At 70.8% G+C, this 17,997-nt stretch carries 20 protein-coding genes and 1 tRNA gene; 14 read left to right on the forward strand and 7 right to left on the reverse strand.

Translation table 11 applies throughout. The annotated features are described in order from the left end of the window. Positions 1 to 41 precede the first annotated feature (41 nt). Genes AW271_RS34545 through AW271_RS34560 form a run of 4 tightly spaced genes read left to right on the forward strand, consistent with a single transcriptional unit; the run spans position 42 to position 3,377 of the window. Positions 42 to 932, forward strand: a complete 891-nt coding sequence (locus AW271_RS34545) for an ABC transporter ATP-binding protein (RefSeq protein ID WP_062341911.1) — start codon at positions 42 to 44, stop codon at positions 930 to 932. After that, positions 926 to 1,657, forward strand: coding sequence for an ABC transporter permease (locus AW271_RS34550; RefSeq protein WP_062341913.1), 732 nt, complete (start codon positions 926 to 928; stop codon positions 1,655 to 1,657). The genes AW271_RS34545 and AW271_RS34550 overlap by 7 nt, the downstream gene beginning before the upstream one ends. After that, positions 1,654 to 2,775: a sensor histidine kinase gene (locus tag AW271_RS34555; protein WP_062341915.1), complete on the forward strand. Its 1,122-nt coding sequence runs from the start codon at positions 1,654 to 1,656 to the stop codon at positions 2,773 to 2,775. Before AW271_RS34550 ends, AW271_RS34555 begins: the two co-directional genes overlap by 4 nt. After that, positions 2,772 to 3,377 carry a response regulator transcription factor gene (locus AW271_RS34560; RefSeq protein WP_062341917.1) on the forward strand — a complete coding sequence of 202 codons (606 nt, stop codon included), beginning with the start codon at positions 2,772 to 2,774 and terminating at the stop codon, positions 3,375 to 3,377. Before AW271_RS34555 ends, AW271_RS34560 begins: the two co-directional genes overlap by 4 nt. Here AW271_RS34560 and AW271_RS34565 read toward each other — a convergent pair whose 3' ends face one another. Then, positions 3,378 to 4,493 (reverse strand): FAD-dependent oxidoreductase, encoded by a 1,116-nt coding sequence (locus AW271_RS34565; RefSeq protein WP_083977650.1) that lies wholly within the window; start codon positions 4,491 to 4,493, stop codon positions 3,378 to 3,380. A gap of 100 nt (positions 4,494 to 4,593) precedes the next feature. Between AW271_RS34565 and AW271_RS34570 the strand changes: the two genes are divergently transcribed. After that, on the forward strand, positions 4,594 to 5,049 hold the full coding sequence (locus AW271_RS34570) for a MaoC family dehydratase (RefSeq protein ID WP_062341919.1): 456 nt from the start codon (positions 4,594 to 4,596) through the stop codon (positions 5,047 to 5,049). Here AW271_RS34570 and AW271_RS34575 read toward each other — a convergent pair. Both AW271_RS34575 and AW271_RS34580 read right to left on the reverse strand, forming a co-directional pair. Next, positions 5,034 to 5,645: a response regulator gene (locus AW271_RS34575; protein WP_062341921.1), complete on the reverse strand. Its 612-nt coding sequence runs from the start codon at positions 5,643 to 5,645 to the stop codon at positions 5,034 to 5,036. The two genes, AW271_RS34570 and AW271_RS34575, sit on opposite strands and share 16 nt — an antisense overlap. Further along, the gene (locus AW271_RS34580) at positions 5,642 to 6,736 is read right to left on the reverse strand and encodes a sensor histidine kinase (RefSeq protein ID WP_063818205.1); all 1,095 of its coding nucleotides are present in this window, start codon (positions 6,734 to 6,736) and stop codon (positions 5,642 to 5,644) included. Before AW271_RS34580 ends, AW271_RS34575 begins: the two co-directional genes overlap by 4 nt. Positions 6,737 to 6,855: 119 nt before the next feature. On the opposite strand from AW271_RS34580, the gene AW271_RS40370 reads away from it, so the two are divergent. From AW271_RS40370 to AW271_RS34605, 4 genes are all read left to right on the forward strand, one after another. Beyond that, positions 6,856 to 7,491: a hypothetical protein gene (locus AW271_RS40370; protein WP_157554940.1), complete on the forward strand. Its 636-nt coding sequence runs from the start codon at positions 6,856 to 6,858 to the stop codon at positions 7,489 to 7,491. Positions 7,492 to 7,530: 39 nt separating this feature from the next. After that, on the forward strand, positions 7,531 to 7,782 hold the full coding sequence (locus tag AW271_RS40375) for a hypothetical protein (protein ID WP_157554942.1): 252 nt from the start codon (positions 7,531 to 7,533) through the stop codon (positions 7,780 to 7,782). Positions 7,783 to 7,983: 201 nt separating this feature from the next. Next, a tRNA-Arg gene (locus AW271_RS34600) sits at positions 7,984 to 8,056 on the forward strand. A gap of 572 nt (positions 8,057 to 8,628) precedes the next feature. Further along, positions 8,629 to 8,889 carry a hypothetical protein gene (locus tag AW271_RS34605; protein WP_062341931.1) on the forward strand — a complete coding sequence of 87 codons (261 nt, stop codon included), beginning with the start codon at positions 8,629 to 8,631 and terminating at the stop codon, positions 8,887 to 8,889. Between the two features lie 12 nt (positions 8,890 to 8,901). Here AW271_RS34605 and AW271_RS34610 read toward each other — a convergent pair whose 3' ends face one another. Further along, complete coding sequence (locus tag AW271_RS34610) at positions 8,902 to 9,336, reverse strand: pyridoxamine 5'-phosphate oxidase family protein (RefSeq protein WP_063818206.1); 435 nt, start codon at positions 9,334 to 9,336, stop codon at positions 8,902 to 8,904. 108 nt (positions 9,337 to 9,444) lie between these two features. On the opposite strand from AW271_RS34610, the gene AW271_RS39145 reads away from it, so the two are divergent. Both AW271_RS39145 and AW271_RS34620 read left to right on the forward strand, forming a co-directional pair. Continuing rightward, positions 9,445 to 10,944 (forward strand): Acg family FMN-binding oxidoreductase, encoded by a 1,500-nt coding sequence (locus AW271_RS39145; RefSeq protein WP_157554944.1) that lies wholly within the window; start codon positions 9,445 to 9,447, stop codon positions 10,942 to 10,944. A gap of 40 nt (positions 10,945 to 10,984) precedes the next feature. Continuing rightward, entirely contained in the window at positions 10,985 to 12,658 is a 1,674-nt protein-coding gene (locus tag AW271_RS34620) for a SulP family inorganic anion transporter (protein ID WP_062341935.1), read from the forward strand. A 12-nt stretch (positions 12,659 to 12,670) separates the two neighbouring features. On the opposite strand, the gene AW271_RS34625 is transcribed toward AW271_RS34620, so the two are convergent. Beyond that, positions 12,671 to 14,035 carry an extracellular catalytic domain type 1 short-chain-length polyhydroxyalkanoate depolymerase gene (locus AW271_RS34625; protein ID WP_062341936.1) on the reverse strand — a complete coding sequence of 455 codons (1,365 nt, stop codon included), beginning with the start codon at positions 14,033 to 14,035 and terminating at the stop codon, positions 12,671 to 12,673. A gap of 299 nt (positions 14,036 to 14,334) precedes the next feature. On the opposite strand from AW271_RS34625, the gene AW271_RS34630 reads away from it, so the two are divergent. After that, on the forward strand, positions 14,335 to 14,763 hold the full coding sequence (locus AW271_RS34630; protein WP_062341938.1) for an MEKHLA domain-containing protein: 429 nt from the start codon (positions 14,335 to 14,337) through the stop codon (positions 14,761 to 14,763). On the opposite strand, the gene AW271_RS34635 is transcribed toward AW271_RS34630, so the two are convergent. Further along, positions 14,739 to 15,761, reverse strand: coding sequence for an endonuclease/exonuclease/phosphatase family protein (locus tag AW271_RS34635; protein WP_218008253.1), 1,023 nt, complete (start codon positions 15,759 to 15,761; stop codon positions 14,739 to 14,741). The two genes, AW271_RS34630 and AW271_RS34635, sit on opposite strands and share 25 nt — an antisense overlap. Further along, on the reverse strand, positions 15,713 to 16,183 hold the full coding sequence (locus AW271_RS34640) for a M15 family metallopeptidase (RefSeq protein ID WP_083977659.1): 471 nt from the start codon (positions 16,181 to 16,183) through the stop codon (positions 15,713 to 15,715). The genes AW271_RS34635 and AW271_RS34640 overlap by 49 nt, the downstream gene beginning before the upstream one ends. An 87-nt stretch (positions 16,184 to 16,270) precedes the next feature. On the opposite strand from AW271_RS34640, the gene AW271_RS34645 reads away from it, so the two are divergent. Both AW271_RS34645 and AW271_RS34650 read left to right on the forward strand, forming a co-directional pair. Continuing rightward, positions 16,271 to 16,942, forward strand: coding sequence for a response regulator transcription factor (locus tag AW271_RS34645; protein WP_062341942.1), 672 nt, complete (start codon positions 16,271 to 16,273; stop codon positions 16,940 to 16,942). Next, positions 16,935 to 17,997 (forward strand): sensor histidine kinase (locus AW271_RS34650; protein WP_062341943.1); only part of this gene is annotated, 1,063 nt, incomplete at its 3' end. The genes AW271_RS34645 and AW271_RS34650, both read left to right, overlap by 8 nt.

Consider the following 17,997-nt stretch of genomic DNA (forward strand, 5'->3'; position numbering starts at 1 on the left):
TTCACTACCCCGATAATTCCGGCGTTTCTACCGTTGTCCCCATGGATGCGATCAACGTCGAAGGCGTGGCCAAGAGCTACGGTTCCGTCCAGGCCGTCGTACAGGAGAGCCTGCGGGTGCCCACCGGGCAGGTCGTCGCGGTCCTCGGGCCCAACGGGGCCGGCAAGAGCACCTTGATCGGCATGGTGCTCGGGCTCGTCGCACCGGACGCCGGCCACGTCGAGCTGCTGGGCCGGAGCCCGGCCGAGGCCGCCGCGCGGGGGCTGGTCGGCGCGATGATCCAGCAGGGTGAGCTGGTGCCGAACCTGACCGTCCGGGAGGTCGTGGGGTTCGTGCGCGGGCTCTATCCCGCGCCGATGCCTCTGGACGACGTCCTGGAGCTGGCCGGTCTGGGCGAGCTGGCCAGACGCCGAACCGGGCGGTTGTCCGGCGGGCAGGCGCAGCGGGTGCGGTTCGCGATGGCCGTCGCGGGGGCGCCGGAGGTGCTCGTCCTCGACGAGCCGACGGCGGCGCTCGACGTGGAGGCCCGGCGGGCCTTCTGGGTGGCCATCCGGCGATACGCCGAGGGCGGGCGCACCGTTCTGTTCGCCACCCACCATCTGGAGGAGGCCGACGAGAACGCCGACCGCGTGGTCGTGGTGTCGCGTGGACGCATCGTCGCCGACGGCACGCCTGCCGAGATCAAGCGGCGGGCCGGTGGCAGGACCGTCCGGTTCCGGCTCGGCGACCAGCCCGCGGCGGGGCTCGAGAAGCTTCCGGAGGTGACGGCCGTGGAGGTCGGGGGCGGGTTCGTCACCCTGCACACGGGCGACCCCGACACGGTGGTCGCCTCGCTCTACTCGACCGGGCTGACGATCCGCGACCTGGAGATCACCACTCCCGCGCTCGAAGACGCCTTTCTCTCTCTGACCGCCGGAGGGCCGGCATGCTGAACTATCTCCGTCTCGAACTGCTCCAGGTCCTTCGCGACCGCTACTACCTGTTCTTCGCGCTCGCTCTCCCCGTCGCCTTCTACTTGTTGTGGTCGAGCATCTTCGCCGGGGACCGGCTCGATCCCGTGACCGGGCTGACGTCTTCGGTCGACATCATGATCTCCATGGCCTCCTACGGCGCACTCGGCGCGACGTTGATGAGCACCGGGGTGCGGCTGGCCGCCGAGCGGCGCAGCGGGTGGTTGCGGCAGTTGCGGGTGACCCCGTTGACGCCGGCGACGGTGATCGTGGTGAAGACGCTGGCCGCCATGTCGCTGGGGTTGCCGGCCGTGGTCCTCGTCGGGCTGGCGTCGGTGCTCTGGCAGGGCGTGCGGCTCGATCCGCCGCAGTGGGTCGCGATCACGGCGCTGCTCTGGGTCGGCACGTTGCCCTTCGCCGCGCTCGGCACCCTGATCGGGTCGCTGGCCGGGCCGGACGCCGCCCAGCCGATCACCCTCGGGGCCTACTTCGGGTTGGCGGTCGCCGGGGGCATGTGGGTGCCGCTGTCGGTGTTGCCGCAGGTGATCAGGGACGTCGCCGCCGCGCTGCCCTCCACCCGGTTCGCCGAGCTGGGGCGGGCCGTGGCCGCCGGGCACGCGCCGCCGGTGTCGGCCGGGATCGTGCTGGCCGCCTGGACCGCCGCGCTGGGCGTGCTCGCCGTCGTCGCCTATCGGCGGGCCTGGTGAGACGGTTCCTCGTCGGCGACGTCCAGGGGCCTGAGCTGCTGCAACGGGTGTTCTGGACGTCGTTCGGGCTGCTGTTCCTGATCCCGGTCGTGGTGGACGTGGCCCATTACGAAGGGGTCCGGCGCTGGCTCGGGTGGCTGGGCCTGGCGGTGTTCGTCCTCACCTACTACGCGGGCGCGTTCGTGGGGCGGAGCTGGGACGACCCGATGACCAAGCGGGAGATCCTGGTGCTGGCGGTGTTCACCCTGCTGGCGGTCGGGCTGCCGCTGGCCTTCGGCCTCGACTGGCTGGGGGTGATGTTGTACCTGGCGTTCGTGTACTCGATGGCGCTGCCGCTGCGGTGGACCCCGGCCGCCGTGGTGGCCTCGGCGGTGGTGACGGCCGGGACCGGCCTGCTCATCGGGGCGCCGCCCGCCGTCTACGGGGCTGTCGCCGGGGGAGTGCTGGCGCTGGGCATCCTGATGGCCGCGCTGCGGCACGCGCGCACGCTGGTGCTGCAACTCCAGGAGGCGCGGGACGAGGTGGCCCGGCTCGCCGCCGCCGACGAACGGCTGCGCATCGCCCGTGACCTGCACGACGTGCTCGGCCACACCCTGTCGCTGATCGTGCTGAAGAGCGAGCTCGCCCGGCGGCTGGCCGGCCGTGATCTCGACCGGGCCGTCGGCGAGATCGGCGACATCGAGTCGGCGGCGCGGTCGGCGCTGGCCAACGTCCGCGAGGTGGTCAGCGGTTACCGCAGGCGGGCGCTGAGCGAGGAGCTCGACGGCGCGCGGGCGACGCTGGCGGCGGCCGGGGTCGACGCGACGGTCCGCATGGCGGGTGGTCCGCTGCCCGAGGCGGCCGACGGCGTGTTCGGCTGGGCGGTCCGCGAGTCGGTCACCAACGTGGTCCGGCACGCCCGCGCGTCCCGCTGCGTCATCGAGATCGCCCACGGCGAGGGCTCGGCGACGCTGGAGATCCGCGACGACGGCCCGGCCGGCGAGCAGCACGTGCCGGGCAACGGCCTCACCGGGTTGTCCGAACGGGTCGCCGCGGAGGGCGGCACGCTGGAGTCGGGGCCGCTGCCGGGCGGCGGCTTCCGCGTGGTCGTCCGGGTGCCCGTAGGGTCGGCCTCATGATCAGGGTCATGCTGGCGGAAGACCAGAACTTGGTGCGCGGCGCCCTGGCGGCGCTGCTCGGCCTGGAAGAAGACCTGGAGATCGTCGCCGAGGCGGCCGACGGCGCCGAGGCGGTGGCCGTGGCCCGGCGGGTGCGGCCCGACGTGGCCCTGCTCGACATCGAGATGCCCGGCAAGGACGGCCTGACCGCGGCGGCCGAGATCCGCGCGGCGGTCCCCGAGTGCCATGTGATGATCCTGACCACGTTCGGCCGGCCCGGCTACCTGCGCCGGGCGATGGAGGCCGGCGCGTCGGCCTTCCTCATCAAGGACGGCCCGGCGGAGCAGCTGGCGGCCGCGATCCGGCGGGTGGTGGCCGGCGAACGTGTCATCGACCCAGCCCTCGCGGCGGCGGCGCTCAGCGCCGGTCCCAACCCGCTGTCGCAGCGGGAACGCGACGTCCTGACGGCCGGGGCGGGCGGCGCGACGATCGCCGACATCGCCTCCCGGTTGCACCTGTCGGAGGGCACCGTCCGCAACTACCTGTCGTCGGCCATCACCAAGGTGGGGGTGCGCAACCGCATCGAGGCCGCTCAGGCCGCCGAACGGAACGGCTGGCTCTGATCAGCGGGCCAGCGCGAACCGCGCGTCGGGCCGTGCTCCGGTCAGGGCGAGGTCGGCCAACACCCGCCCGACCGCCGGCACGAACTTGAAGCCGTGCCCCGAGAAACCCGCCGCCACGACGACCGGCCCGATCCGGTCGAGGACGAAGTCCGACGTCGGCGTGGTGGTGTAGGTGCAGCTGATCGGGGTGAAGACGCCCGGGTCGACCCCCGGCAACCAGAGGCGGGCGTACTCCCGCAGGAGGCGCATCTGGAGGGGGTCGGCCGTGAAGTCGCGGGTGTCGGGGTCGACCATCGGGCCGGTGCCGTGGAAGCCGACCTTGACGCCCTCGCCGGGGGTGGCCAGCCCGTACACGCCGCTGAGGAAACCGGTGGCCGCCAGGGTGCGCACGTCGAAGTGGTGGACGAAACTGGGCCACTCGGCGGCGTCGCGAAGCGCGGCGAAATGGGCGGGTTGTTCCTGCGTGACGCGCAGCGGCGGCAACCGCACGAGGCGGCCGAGCAGCTTCTCCGTCCACGCGCCGGCCGCCACCACGACCCGCTTGGCGCGGTAGACGTCGTCTTCGGTGATGACGTCGACGGCGTTCTCACCGCGGACGGCGACCTGTAAGACCGGGGTGCGGTGCCGGACGTCGGCCCCCAGCGCGGCGGCCCGCTGCTTGAGCGCGGCGACGGCGTGGTCGGCGTGCAGCCGCCCGCTCGCCGGGTGGAAGAAGACCTTGCCGTCGTAACGCAGACCGGGCCAGCGCTCGGCGGCCTCCTCGGCGACCAGCCACTCGCCCGGCACGCCCGCCGCGTCGAGGGCGTCGGCGAGCACGTCGAGGTCGGGGGTCCGGCCGTGGTCGACACCGCCGGTGGTGGTGAGCAGGGTGGCGCCCGACTCGGCCTCCAGCTCCCGCCACAGGTCGTGGGCCTCCTGGGCCAGCCCGATGTAGACGGGATCGCCGTAGGCGACCCGGAAGATGCGGGACGCGCCGTGGGAGGCGCCGCGCACGTGACCGGCTTCGAAACGTTCCAGCAGCACGACGTCGGATCCGCCGCCGGCCAGCCGCCACGCCGCCGCCGACCCCATCGCGCCGCCGCCCACGACGACGACGTCGACCACATACCTGGCCACGCCACCCTCCCTCCAGAGCTCGTGATCTTCGCCCTTCGGAGGGTACGTCGTCCTTTGTGCCTCTACCTCCAGGCCGGATCACAAAATAAAGTTCGGAGACATGCGGATCTTCTCGAACGTCTCCGAGCTCAAAGCCGCTCAAGGTACGCATCTCGGCTTCACGGAGTGGCGTACCGTCACCCAGGAACAGGTCAACCTGTTCGCCGACGCCACCGGCGACCACCAGTGGATCCACGTCGACACCGAACGCGCCGCCCAAGGGCCGTTCGGCGCGACGATCGCCCACGGGTTCCTGTCGTTGTCGATGCTCCCCACCATGACGAGCGAGCTCATCCGGGTCGACGGGCTGGCCATGGGGATCAACTACGGGCTCAACAAGGTGCGGTTCCCCACCCCCGTCCCGGTCGGGTCGCGCGTCCGCGCCGGAGGGGAGATCCTCGACCTCACCGACACGGCTCAGGGGGTGCTCGGCACCCTCAAACTGGTCATCGAGGTCGAGGGCGTGCCGAAACCGGCCTGCGTCGCCGAACAGCTCATCCTCTACATCCCGGCGTAGTAGGCGGCCGCCTGGGCCCGGCTCTGCAGGCCGAGCTTGGCCAAGACCCGGCTGACGTGCGTCTTCACGGTCGGTTCTGCGATGTCGAGGGCGCGGGCGATCTCGGCGTTCGACAGGCCGCGCCCGAGGCACGACAGCACGTCCCGCTCGCGGGCGGTGAGGTTGCCGGGCATCGCCGCCGGTCGGGTGCGCGCGAACGCCGAGATGAGCTTCCGGGTCACCTGCGGCGAGATCAGCCCGTCGCCGCCGGCCACCAGCCTGACCGCCTCGACGAGCGTGGCGGCGTCGGTGTTCTTCAGCAGGAACCCGGCGGCGCCCGCCCGCAGCGCGCCGAAGACGTATTCGTCCAGGTCGAACGTGGTCAGCACGAGGATCTCGGTCAGCCCCGCGAGCTGCCGGGCAGCCTCGATGCCGTCGAGGCGCGGCATCCGGATGTCCATGATCACCACATCGGGCCGGTGCTCCCGGGCCAGCTCGACCGCCGCCCGGCCGTCGGCGGCCTCCGCGACGACCCGGATGTCGCTGGCGCCCTCGAGAACCAGCCGGATGCCCGTCCGCACCGCCGCGTGGTCGTCGGCGATCAATACAGTGATCATGTGGACAGGGTGGCGGTCACCCGCCAGCCGCGCTCACACGGCCCCGCCTCGAACGTGCCGCCGAGCAGGGTGGCGCGCTCCTCCATGCCGATCAGCCCCGCCCGCGCGCCCGGCAGGTCACGCGGCCGGTCGGTGACCGGGTTGTCGATGGTCAGCACCAGTTCGTCCGGACGGTAGTCGATCGCCACCGACACCGGCGCGGAGCCGTGTTTGAGCGCGTTCGTCAGCGACTCCTGCACGATGCGATATCCGGCCAGGTCGACCGCCGGAGGAAGATCTCTGGGGATGCCCTGGACGTCGACGACGGCCGTCACCCCCGTGCGTTTGACCAGGTCGTCGACCTCGGTGAGGCTCGGCCGGAGCGCCTCGGCCGCCCCCTCGGCCCGGAGCAGCCCGATCATGCTGCGCATCTCGGCCATGCCCTGGACGCTGTTCTCCCGGATCGACTCCATGATCGTCTGCACGGATCCGGCGTCCAGATCGTTTCTCGACAACACCGCGCTCGACTGGATGGCGATCGCGCTGAAGTGGTTGGCGACCATGTCGTGCAGCTCCCTGGCCATCCGATTGCGCTCGGCGGTGATCGCGGCCCTGCGGTCGTACTCGGCCATCAGCGCCGCCTGCCGGGCGTTGTCGCGCAGGTTCCGCACGATCGCCGCCGACGCGACCGGCATGACGGTGATCAGCCCGACCTGGAACCCCATCACCGTCCCCCACGCCCACGACTGCGCCTGCAGCCCCGTCGACACGCCGGCCGCCAGCACCCACAACGGGCTGATCCGCAGCAGCACGGTCATCAACCGGCGGGGCCCGTAGAGGGTGGCGGCGTAGATGTTGTCGGTGAACACGACGGCCGTACCGAGCGAGGGCCCCATCGTCGCGTCGGCCGCCAGCGCGACCACCCCGATGACGAACGCCGTCACCGGCCTTCTCCGCCGGATCACCACGCCGACGCAGGTGACCGCGAGCGGCACCAGGAACAGCTGGATCGGCACGCCCTTCGAATGGTCGTAGGCCCCCGCCGCCAGCAGCGCGACCCCGACCGCGAAGGCCGCGACGGCCATCAACGCGTCCTGCCGGTGGGGGGTCATGCCTGCAATCTCACCACGGCCCGCCTGAAATGGGCATACATCTTTGGATGTATGAGACTTCGTCCGATCCGGCGAGGTAGCGCGCCCGTTCCGGCGCGAGCATGGATTCCATGCTGTGGTTGATCATCGCGGCCGAGGCCGGCTTCTGGATCCTCCTCGCCACGGGCCTATCGGTCCGGTACGGCCTGCGCCTGCGCCGCACCAGCTGGGCGATCCTGGCCCTGACACCGGTGCTCGATCTCGTCCTGCTGGTCGCCGCCGTGATCGACATGCGCTCGGGCGCCGTCGCGACCTGGCAACACGGCCTGGCCGGGGCGTACATCGCCTACTCGATCGTCTTCGGCCACCGGACCATCAAATGGGCCGACGAGTGGGTGGCCCGGGGTTTCAAGAAGCCGCCGAAGACGCTCGGCGAGTGGGCGGTCTGGTTCAGGATCGCGGGGGCGTACACGATCATGTGCCTGTTGCTCTTCGGCGCCATCGTCATGGTGGACGACCCCTCCCGCACCTCCGCCCTGGTCGGTTTCATGCTCAACGGCCTGAAAGTGCCGGTCATCGCCCTGATCTGGCCCGTCACCGACTCACTGGGGCGTCAGTTCCGTAGGAAGCCGCACGGTGACCCGCCACCCGCCCATATGGGGCCCGGCATGCACGCTCCCCCCGAGCGGAGTGGCACGAGCCCGCATCAGCCGGACCCCCGACCGTCGCGACGGCCGGATGCCGATCGGGCTGTCGATGGTCAACGTGATCGATGACGGATGGTAGGAGATCATGACCGTCGCCGACGTGGTGCCATGCTCGAGCGCACTGGTCAGCGCCTCCTGGACGATCCGATAGCCGGCCAGATCGACCTCCCGAGGCAGCTCCCGGGTCGGCCCCTGGATGTGCAGCCGAGTCGTCAGCCCGGCCTGCTTGCTGCGCTGGAGCAGGTCCATCGGGTCGGAGAGGCTGCGATGGTCGGCCCCCAGGACCCCGTTGATGCGCTCGACCAGCAGGCGCTCGGCCTCCTCGGTGCGGCGTCTTTTCCGGCGGTGGACGATCGTTGACGTGGCTAGCAGGATGACGATGGCGAGGATGCCCAGGTTCAGCACGTTAGGCCCCTGATCTGTGCGGTTATGTCGGTTCTTAACCGGCGGTGATCGGGGGTATGCCCGGGGGGTTGGGGACTTTGCCGGGAGTTGGACGAGGGTGTCTTCGGGTAACTGGTTCGGAGTAGGGGCGGGGACCCGCTATGCTTACTTCTGCAAGCGGCCGTAGCTCAATGGATAGAGCATCTGACTACGGATCAGAAGGTTAGGGGTTCGAGTCCTCTCGGCCGCGCAGCGGAAAGCCCAGGTCAGCGATCGTCTGACCTGGGCTTTCGTGTTGTCCGGGGGCGGCGAAGATTCAGGTGACCAGCTCGCCGAGGTAGTGACCGAGACGCCGTTCCGCTTTCTCCGCCATGAGGTCGCCCATGGCCGGGCCAGGTGATGGCCTCGGCGAACTCGGTCGAGGAGGCCGGCAGGGTCGCTTTGTCGACCTGGGCGGAGTCGGCGTGGTTGAGGAAGTGGCCCAGGTTTGCGCTGTCGAAGATGACGACCCGATAGCGCCGGGCCCACCACTACGGCGCACTGCTGCTGAACAGCATGCACGGAATCGTGGGCATGGAGGCGAGCGGCCAGCTCGACGACTCCGCCGGCTTCTCGACCGGTCAGTCGGCAGGGCCCGGGGTGGCACACTCAAGATCGCAGGGCGGGTGGCGAATCCCTGTCGGTGATTGTCCGAGCGGGGGCACGCGGGGCAGCGCTTTCGCGAATCGCCTTCTCATTGGCCATGCATTCGGGGGACTCTGTCCTGGAAGGATGGCCGTGAATTCAAGTCCGCAGGGCTGACGTTGGCCGAACGCCTTACGGTTGAGAAGGCCCATCGACTGGCTGTCGTGCGGGCCTGGCCGTCTGCGGCATGGCTCTTCAGCCTTCGTCCGCACGCCGCTGCCCTTCCCGACCACGCGGCGGTGCGGCGGCAAGGGCTACGAGTGGTTCGGCGTCGACGACGCGTCGGAGGAGCCCGCGCCCCGGCTGGTCGCCACCGCCGCCGTCCTCGACCGGCGCGACGTCCAGGTGGCCGTGGCACTGGCGCCTTCGCCAGGTTCGCCGCGCCGGCCGTCCACCTGACCCGTCGACGGATCAGATCTTGGTGATCCGCCGGCCTGTCACCCGTTGCGGCGCGATGCGGACGTAGTGGTCGCGATCATCGCCCGCCCAGGTGTCGACGTCGTCGCCGATCGCGGAAAGGTCGTCGTCGGAGGCGTGGTGGGCGGGTCCTTGAACGAGGACGCTCCAGCCGTCGCGGTTCTTCTCGTCGATATGGTCGATCTGGAAGGCGATTTTGACTTCCAGATCGTCGATTCCCGATTGTAGGGCGGAATCCATGGTTCCGCCCTTACGGATTCGGAACACGATCTGGTCGCCGATCAACCGGTAATTGACCGGAAAAACAGTCGGTCCTTCCGGGCCGCCGAAGGCCACGCGGCCGATTCCGCCTGGTCGGACCAGCTGTAGGCACTCCTGCTCGGTGAGTTCCCGCAGCGGTCCCGAACCTGAGCCGTTCGTCGCGCTCAACGTGTTCTCCTTTCCGTTTTCTGCTAGGAAGGGAGGAAAGAAACTCCTCGACATTCTACCGGCAGCCCTATTCGCGAAATCGGGCGGCGGTGATGGAGGGTGATCGCGGTGTCGATCGAAGTGAGACAGGTGATGGCGCGGAGCGCGGTCGCGGTCCGCCGGGGCACGCGCCGCCCGGAGCTCGTGTCGGCACTGGACGCGTACGGCGTCCGGGCCCTGACGGTCCTCGACGAGGAGAATCGGCCCGTGGGCGTCGTGTCGGAGGCCGACGTGCGGTCGAAGGAAGGCCAGACCGCCGGGGAACTGATGAGTTCGCCGGCGTTCACCGTGACACCCGACGTCTCGGCCAGGGAAGCCGCTCGCCTCATGTACTGCCACGAGGTTCGGCAACTGCCCGTCGTCGACCCGGCAGACGGGCGATTCGCCGGCGTCGTCGCGCAGTCGGACGTGCTGCCCGTTCTCGGCACGCTGGGCGAGGAGGTGCGGAGAGAGGTCGTCGAGGTCATCCGGGAGACGACCGACCTCGACCCCGACAGTCTGTCGATCACGGTCGACCAGGGTGTCGTGACCGTTCGCGGGGAGGCCGACACACGAATCTCCCGCCTGGTCGAAGCGGCGCGGGGGGTCGACGGCGTGCTAGCGGTCGACTGCGATCTGAACGACCTGGAGGCCGTCGTGGAGGCGGCGATGTGGGCGCCGTCGATCCACAACTCCCAGCCCTGGTCGTTCTCCATCGCCGACGGGGAGATCTGTCTCCGCTCCGACCCCGACCGGCGGCTCCCCGTCAGCGACCCGCACGGACGTCAACTGCTGATCAGCTGCGGCGCGGCGCTGTTCAACATGCGCACGGTGATCAGGGCCATGGGCCGTCGCCCGGAGGTGGGGACGTTGCCCGACCCCGACCGTCCGGGCCTCGTCGCGACGGTGAAGGTGGGGCCCGAGGAGCCCGTGCCGGAGGAGATCTCGACACTCCGCGGGGAGATCCCGCGACGACGCACGTGCCGGGGCGGGTTCGCCGACCGGCCCGTGCCTGACGATCTTCTCGACTCGCTGGTGCGGCTCGCCGCCGTGGAGAACGTCCGGCTCATCCCGGTCAGGTCGGGCGCCGACGTGCGGATCCTGGTCGCGCTGACCACCGCGGCGCAGGAGTCGCAGGCGCGTGACCGCGGCTTCGAGACGGAGATGATCCGCTGGGGGTTGCGCCCCGGCAGCGACCGCAGAGACGGCGTGCCCGCCGACGCCTATCCGCGCCGGACCTCCGGGAGCCGACTGGAATTCGCCCAGCGCGACTACAGCCGGGGGCAGGGATGGGGCGTCGAAGACGGCGGGCCGACGGAGACCGGGGTGGTCGTGCTGTTCACCACGACCGGTGACGAGGCGATGGACTGGGTGAAGACCGGGCAGGCTCTGGAGTCGGTGCTTCTGTACGCCTCCTCCCGGGGCGTCGGCGCGGCCTTCCACACCCAGCTGCTGGAATATCCGCACCTGCGCGAGTTCGTCCGGGCCGAGGTCTGTTCCGGCGCGTATCCGCAGCTCATCCTGCGGCTGGGCTACCCGATGGCGACGGATCGCACGTTCCGGCGCCCGCTGGTGGAGGTGCTGGCCTAGCGCCGGTTCCAGGATCGTCTCTCCTGTCACACTGACGTCCATGATCCGGTCCCCGATCGTCGTTGCCGACCTGCGGAGATACCGGCGGGAATGGGTGCGCGGCGACCTGCTCGCCGGGCTCACCGTCGCCGGGTATCTGGTGCCGCAGGTGATGGCGTACGCCACCGTGGCCGGGCTGCCTCCGGTCGCTGGGTTGTGGGCGGCGCTGCCGGCGCTGGCCCTCTACCCGTTCCTCGGTTCCTCCCGGCGGCTCTCCATCGGCCCCGAGTCGTCGACCGCGCTGATGACCGCCGTCGCGATCGGCCCGCTGGCCGCCGGCGACGCCATCCGGTACGCCCAGCTCTCCGCCGCCCTGGCGATCATGGTGGGCGTCTTCGCGCTCGTCTGCCGGCTGCTGCGGATGGGGTTCGTGGCCGACCTGCTGTCGGGGCCGGTCCTGGTCGGTTATCTCACCGGCCTGGGGCTCACCATGATCGTCGGCCAGCTGGAGCGGATCACCGAGGTGTCCTCCTCCGGCGACACCTTCTTCGAGGAACTGGCCTCCTTCTTCGGCGGTCTGGCGGGCGTCGACGGGTGGACGCTGCTGTTCGCGGCGACGGTGCTGGTCTTCCTGTTCCTGCTCGACCGGCTGCTGCCCACGCTGCCCGGCCCGCTGCTGGCCGTGCTGCTGGCCACGGTCGCCGTCGCGGTGTTCGACCTGGAGAAGGCCGGAATCGCGGTGATCGGCCCGATTCCCACCGGCCTGCCGACGCCGGCGGTGCCCATGCCGTCCGGGTGGGCGGAACTGGTGCTGCCCGCGCTGGGGGTCCTGCTGGTGGGCTTCAGCGACAACGTGCTCACCGGACGGTCCTTCGCCGCCCGCGACAACCAGCGGATCGACGCCAACCGGGAGCTGCTCGCGCTCGGCGGTGTCAACGTCGCCGCCGGGTTCTTCTCGGGGTTCCCGGTGAGCAGCAGCGGCAGCAGGACCGCTCTCGGCGTGGCCGCGGGCGCCCGGACCCAGGTCTACACGCTGGTCACCCTGCTGGCGGTGATCGCGGTGCTGATCGTGGCCGGCCCTCTGCTGGCGGGGTTTCCGGGGGCGGCGCTCGGCGCCATCGTCGTCTTCGCCGCGACCCGGCTCATCGACGTCGGCCAGTTCCGCCGGCTGCTCGCCTTCCGCCGCAACGAGTTCCTGCTCGCCTCGGCCACCTGTGTCAGCGTGCTGGCCTTCGACATCCTGTACGGGGTGCTGCTCGCCGTCGCCCTGTCGGTCGCCGAGATGCTGGCCCGGGTGGCCAGGCCGCACGACGCCATCCTGGGGGTGGTCCCGGGACTGGCGGGCATGCACGACGTCGACGACTTCCCGCAGGCCCGCACCATCCCCGGCCTCGTCGTCTACCGCTACGACTCGCCGCTGTTCTTCGCCAACGCCGAGAACTTCCGCCAGCGGGCCCTGGCCTCGGTCGACGACCACGACGGCCCGGTCAGCTGGTTCGTGCTCAACGTCGAGGCGAACGTGGAGGTCGACATCACCGCGCTGGACGCCGTCGAGTCGCTGCGGGCCGAACTGACCGGACGCGGCATCCTCTTCGGCCTCGCCCGGGTCAAGCGGGATCTGCGCGACTCCCTGGACGCCTACGGCCTGACCGCGTCCATCGGCGAGGACCGCATGTTCCCCACCCTGCCCACCGCGGTCGCCGCCTACGAGGAGTGGCGGTCGCGCGAGACGTAGATCCGGTGCGACTCAGACGCGGGTCCACTTCTGGTTGGCGCCGCCGTGGCAGGCCCAGATGTGCACCCGGGAGCCGTTCGCGGTGCCGTAGTTGGACACGTCGAGGCACTTGTTCGCGCCGACCGCGGTGATGCTGCCGTCGGAGTTCAGCCGCCATTTCTGGTTGTTCTGGCCGTTGCAGTCCCAGATGAGCACGGCCGCGCCGTCGGTGGTGCTCCCGCCGCTCACGTCGAGGCACTTGCCGCCGTAGACGCGCAGCTCACCGGCCGCGGTTGACGTCCATCGCTGGTTGGCCTGGCCGTTGCAGTCCCAGATCTGGAGTGTCGCGCCGTTGGTCTGGGAGGCGCCGCTGACGTCCAGGCAGCGGCCCGACGCGGTGCCCTTCAGTGCGCTGGTCGTGCCCGTCGAGGGGGAGGGCGAGGGCGAGGGTGAGGGTGAGGGCGAGGTGCCGCCGTCGAGGCCGAGGAAGCTGATCGCGTAGGCGAGCTGGCCGCTCATGGGCAGCTGGTGACCGACCCCGCTGATGCTGATGCCCTCGATCGTGGCCTGGGTCGTCGTGGTGCCGTATCTGGTCCGGGTCCAGTTCGACTGCGGCTGGTCGGTGAAGGCCGGGGTCTGGCTGAGACCGTGCAGGTTCGTCCACTGCTTGATCTCTTCGCCGAAGTTGTTGTAGTGGAGCGTCGTGTCGGTGGTGCCGTGCCACAACTGCATGCGCGGGCGGCGGCCGGTGTAGCCGGGGTACATCGCGCGGGCCTGGTCGCCCCACTGCTGCGCGGTCTTGATCAGCTGGCCGCCCGAGCACTGGCTGTTCCACAACGAGCCGTTCGTGGTGGCGAAGCAGCCGGCCGGGACGCCGGAGAACGCCGAACCGGCGGCGAACACGTCGGGGTACTGGGCGGCCAGCACGTTGGTCATCATCGCGCCCGAGGAGAACCCGCTGACCACGATGCGGGCCGGGTCGACGTTGTGGCGCTGCCGCGCCCAGGCGACCATCGACATGACGCCGGTGGAGTCGCCGCCGCCGTCGCGGCGCAGCGCCGCCGGGGTCGACACGTCGAAGCACTTCTCGGTACGGGTGACCTCCGGGATCACGATGACGTAGCCGTACCTGTCGGCGGCGGTCACGTAGTCGCGGCCGTTGCCGTTGAAGATGGCGCCGGCCGATCCGCCGCAGTAGTGGGTGAGCACCAGGAGGGCGGGCTGGGCGGCGACCCGGTCGGGCACGTAGACGTACATGTTGAGGTTGGTGGGATTGTTGCCGAAGTTCGTCACCCGGGTCAGGGCCGCGGCGGAGGCCGAGGGTAACCCGATCAGGGCCGCGGCGGAGGCCAGGCACAGAACGAGGGCCGTCAGCACCGTTTCGCGCATGCGTTTCATGTGTCTCCCCATCGTCTCCGGCCGGATCCGCCGATTCGATCTCGTGCGGACCTCAGGGTAAGAACCGCTTTCCCGCTGTCAAGAAGGACGCCGGGCGGCGACGGGGCTCGCCAGGCAGGCGGGTGTGCGAGCCTGGGGTGGCGTGAAAGCTTCATACTCATCCGTGGGCTGCATGGTGCGATTGTGGGCCTGAGCAGAGCTGGACGTCCAGACCGAAGATCGAAAATAGCTTCGGATAAGCCTGCTTATCGAGTGTCCTATCCTCGGGACGGATAATCGGCACAGAGAACGGCTGTCGGGTGGACCCTGATTTCTTCGATCTGCTGAGGAGTTGTCACCTCAGCCTCGTCGGCGCCCCGCTCGGCGGGCCCGACGCCACGGCGCAGTGGCTCTACGAAGACGCGCCCTTCTGCGTGCTGGCCCACGACGCCTCCGACGACCCGCGCTTCACCTATGTGAACCGCACCGCCCAGCGCTGCTTCGAGTACGACTGGGCCGAGCTCGTCGGCACGCCCTCCCGCCTCTCGGCCGAGCCCGACCGGCGGGAGGACCGCCAGCTGCTCATCGACGCCGTGCACCGCGACGGGTTCGCCACGGGCTACCGGGGTCTGCGCATCGCCAAGTCGGGCCGCCGGTTCTGGATCGAGGACGTGACCATGTGGAACCTGGTCGACGACGGCGTGCTCGTGGGCCAGGCGGCGACCTACCGGCGCTGGCGCGACGCCTGATCCCAGCCGATCACGGCCGCCACCGGCAGATGGTCGCTGCCGGTCGCGGGCAGCACCCACGACCTTCTCGACTCCACGCCGCGCACCAGCACCTGGTCGATCCGCACCACCGGGAACGCCGCCGGATAGCTGAAGCCGAAGCCCTCCCCGGCCGTCTCCTGGGCCGAGCGCAGCTGTGCGGTCAGGCCGGTGAACGCGCGGTCGTCGGTCGTCCCGTTGAGGTCTCCGAGCAGGACCAGCCGCTCGCTCGCGTCGGCCGCGACGGCCCTGGCCAGGGCGCGGGCGCCTCGGTCGCGGCTGTCGGTCCAGAAGCCGTTGCGGGGGAAGACCCGCACGGAGCCGAGGTGGGCGACGTACACCACCAAAGGGCCTTTCGCGGTGGTCACGGTGGTGCGCAGGGCCCGGCTGGTGGCCGCGGGGGCGGTGGCGGCCAGCGGGCCGGCGTTCTGCTCCAGGTCGACCGGGGTCGTGCCGGTCAGCGGCAGTCTGCTCCAGAGGCCGACCGCGCCCTGGACGGTGTGGTGCGGGTAGTTCGCGGCGAGTTCCTGCTCGTAGACGGGTCTCGCCTGCGGGGTGAGCTCCTCCAGGGCCAGTACGTGGGCGTCCGAGGCGGCCAGGGCGCGGGCGGTGCCGGTCGGGTCGGGGTTGTCCGCGCCGACGTTGTGGGTGAGCACGACGAGGTCGCCGCCCGGCTGCGACTTGTCGAGCAGCAGGCCGCCGAACAGGGCCAGCCACGCGCCGGCCGGGAGCAGCAGGGCGAGCGCGGCGGTGGCGGAGCGGCGTCGTAGCGCGCCGGCCAGCAGCAGCGGGATGAGCGCGCCGGACCATGGCAGCGCGGTGTCCACCAGGTTGCCGAGGCCGCCGCGGTCGGTGATCTGCGCTCGCAGCAGCAGGAGCAGGCCGAGCAGCAGCGCGAGCGCCGTGGGCACCGGTCCGCGTCTCCACGTGGTCACCGCATCCTCGGGTCTTCGGTCGGGTCGGCGTACATGGGCGGGCAGCCGTGGTCGACGGCGGCGGGGCGGAGTTCGTAGTGCCAGGGTTCGTTCCGGTAGATCTGGCACAGGCCGTAGGCGGCGCCGTGCTCCGACAACCAGGAGGCCGGGGCGAGGTCGACGGCGTCGCCCGTCACGTGGCGTGAGGTCGTCGCGGTGGCGACCCAGCGGGCGGCCTCCTCCTTCGAGCCGTACCGCCTGACCGCGTCCCGGAAGAGTCGTTCCTGGTGTTCGGGGGAGCGCCGGCCGCTGTTGACGCGGAAGGCGATCCCGGCGGCGGTCGCCGCCTCGCGGAGGGCGTGCAGGAGATCGGGGTCGAGGTGACGCACTCCGGGGTGCGCGTCGTCGAAGACCGTCACGCCGCCGGTCCCGGCGGCGGGCACGAGCGCGGTGAGGGCCGCGACGAGGAGATGGAGGAATCGAGGCATGCCGCCAGTGAAGGGAGGGCGGTGTTGCCGCTGCGTATGCGGTTTTCGATACGTGGACGATATGCGCCGGTTCGTAGCATCGAGACCGTGCGCGTGCTGATCGTCGAGGACGAACCCTTTCTGGCCGAAGCCGTTCGCGACGGGCTCCGGCTGGCCGCCATCGCGGCCGACATCGCGGGTGACGGCGACACCGCGCTGGAGTTGCTGGGCGTCAACGACTACGACGTCGCCGTCCTCGACCGCGACATCCCGGGTCCTTCAGGGGACGAGATCGCCCGGCACATCGTGGCCTCCGGCAGCGGCCTGCCGATCCTGATGCTCACCGCGGCCGAGCGGCTCGACGACAAGGCGTCGGGGTTCGAGCTCGGCGCCGACGACTACCTCACCAAGCCGTTCGAGCTGCGGGAGCTCGTCATGCGGCTGCGCGCGCTCGACCGCAGGCGGGCCCGCACCCGGCCGCCGGTGCGGGAGGTCGCGGGCCTCCGGGTCGACCCGTTCCGCAGGGAGGTCTACCGCGACGGCCGCTACGTCGCGCTGACCAGGAAGCAGTTCGCCGTGCTGGAGGTCCTCGTCGCGGCCGAAGGCGGCGTCGTCAGCGCCGAGGAGCTGCTGGAACGGGCCTGGGACGAGAACGCCGACCCGTTCACCAACGCCGTGCGCATCACCGTCTCGGCGCTGCGCAAGCGGCTCGGCGAACCGCAGATCATCGCGACCGTGCCCGGCGCCGGATACCGGATCGAGGCGGGCGACCGTGGATAGGGCGCCCGGGACGAGCGTCCGGCTCAGGCTGGCCCTCAGCTACGCCGGGTTCCTGATGCTGGCCGGCGTCCTGCTGATCGGCACCGTGTGGGTCTTCACCCTGCGTCACCTGCCCGAATACACGAGCGTCGACGGGGGTGTGCTGGTCAGGCCGACGCTGCTGAGCGACTTCGCCTCGGCCACCGGGGCGGTGCTGGTCTTCCTGCTGGTCTTCGGTCTGGTCGGCGGGTGGGTTCTGGCTGGGCGCATGCTCGCGCCGCTGACCCGCATCACCGACGCCACCCGGCTCGCCACGACCGGCTCGCTCTCCCACCGGATCCGGCTGCCCGGCCCCCACGACGAGTTCCGCGAACTCGCCGACGCCTTCGACGGCATGCTCGAACGCCTCGAAGCCCACGTCGCCGAACAGCGCAGGTTCGCCGCCAACGCCTCGCACGAACTGCGCACCCCGCTCGCTGTCTCCAAGGCCCTCTTGGACGTCGCCCGCACCGACCCCGGCCACGACACCGGCGAACTCGTCGAACGCCTGCACGCCGTCAACACCCGGGCGATCGAGCTCACCGAGGCGCTGCTCCTGCTCAGCCGGGCCGACCAGCGGTCGTTCACCCGGGAGCGGGTCGACCTGTCGCTCCTGGCGGAGGAGGCCGCCGAGACGCTGCTCCCGCTGGCGGAGAAACGCGGCGTCACCGTCGAGACCTCCGGCGACATCGCCCCGGCGGTCGGCTCGCCGCCCCTTCTCCTTCAACTGACCACGAACCTGGTGCAGAACGCGATCGTCCACAACCTCGACCAGGGCGCCGTGTGGGTCAGCACCAGCGTGCGGCCCCGGAGCGTGGTGCTCGCCGTCGAGAACACCGGCCGGCCGATCACCCCGCAGCGGGCCGCCACGCTGACGGAGCCGTTCCAGCGCGGCACCGAACGCGTCCACACCGACCACGCGGGCGTCGGCCTCGGCCTGGCGATCGTCAAGACCATCACCCACGCCCACGACGGAACCCTCACGCTCAGCCCGCGCGCGGCCGGGGGCATCCGCGTCACCGTGGAGCTGCCGACTC

The organism is Herbidospora sakaeratensis, from assembly GCF_001570525.1.
Classification (GTDB): domain Bacteria; phylum Actinomycetota; class Actinomycetes; order Streptosporangiales; family Streptosporangiaceae; genus Herbidospora; species Herbidospora sakaeratensis.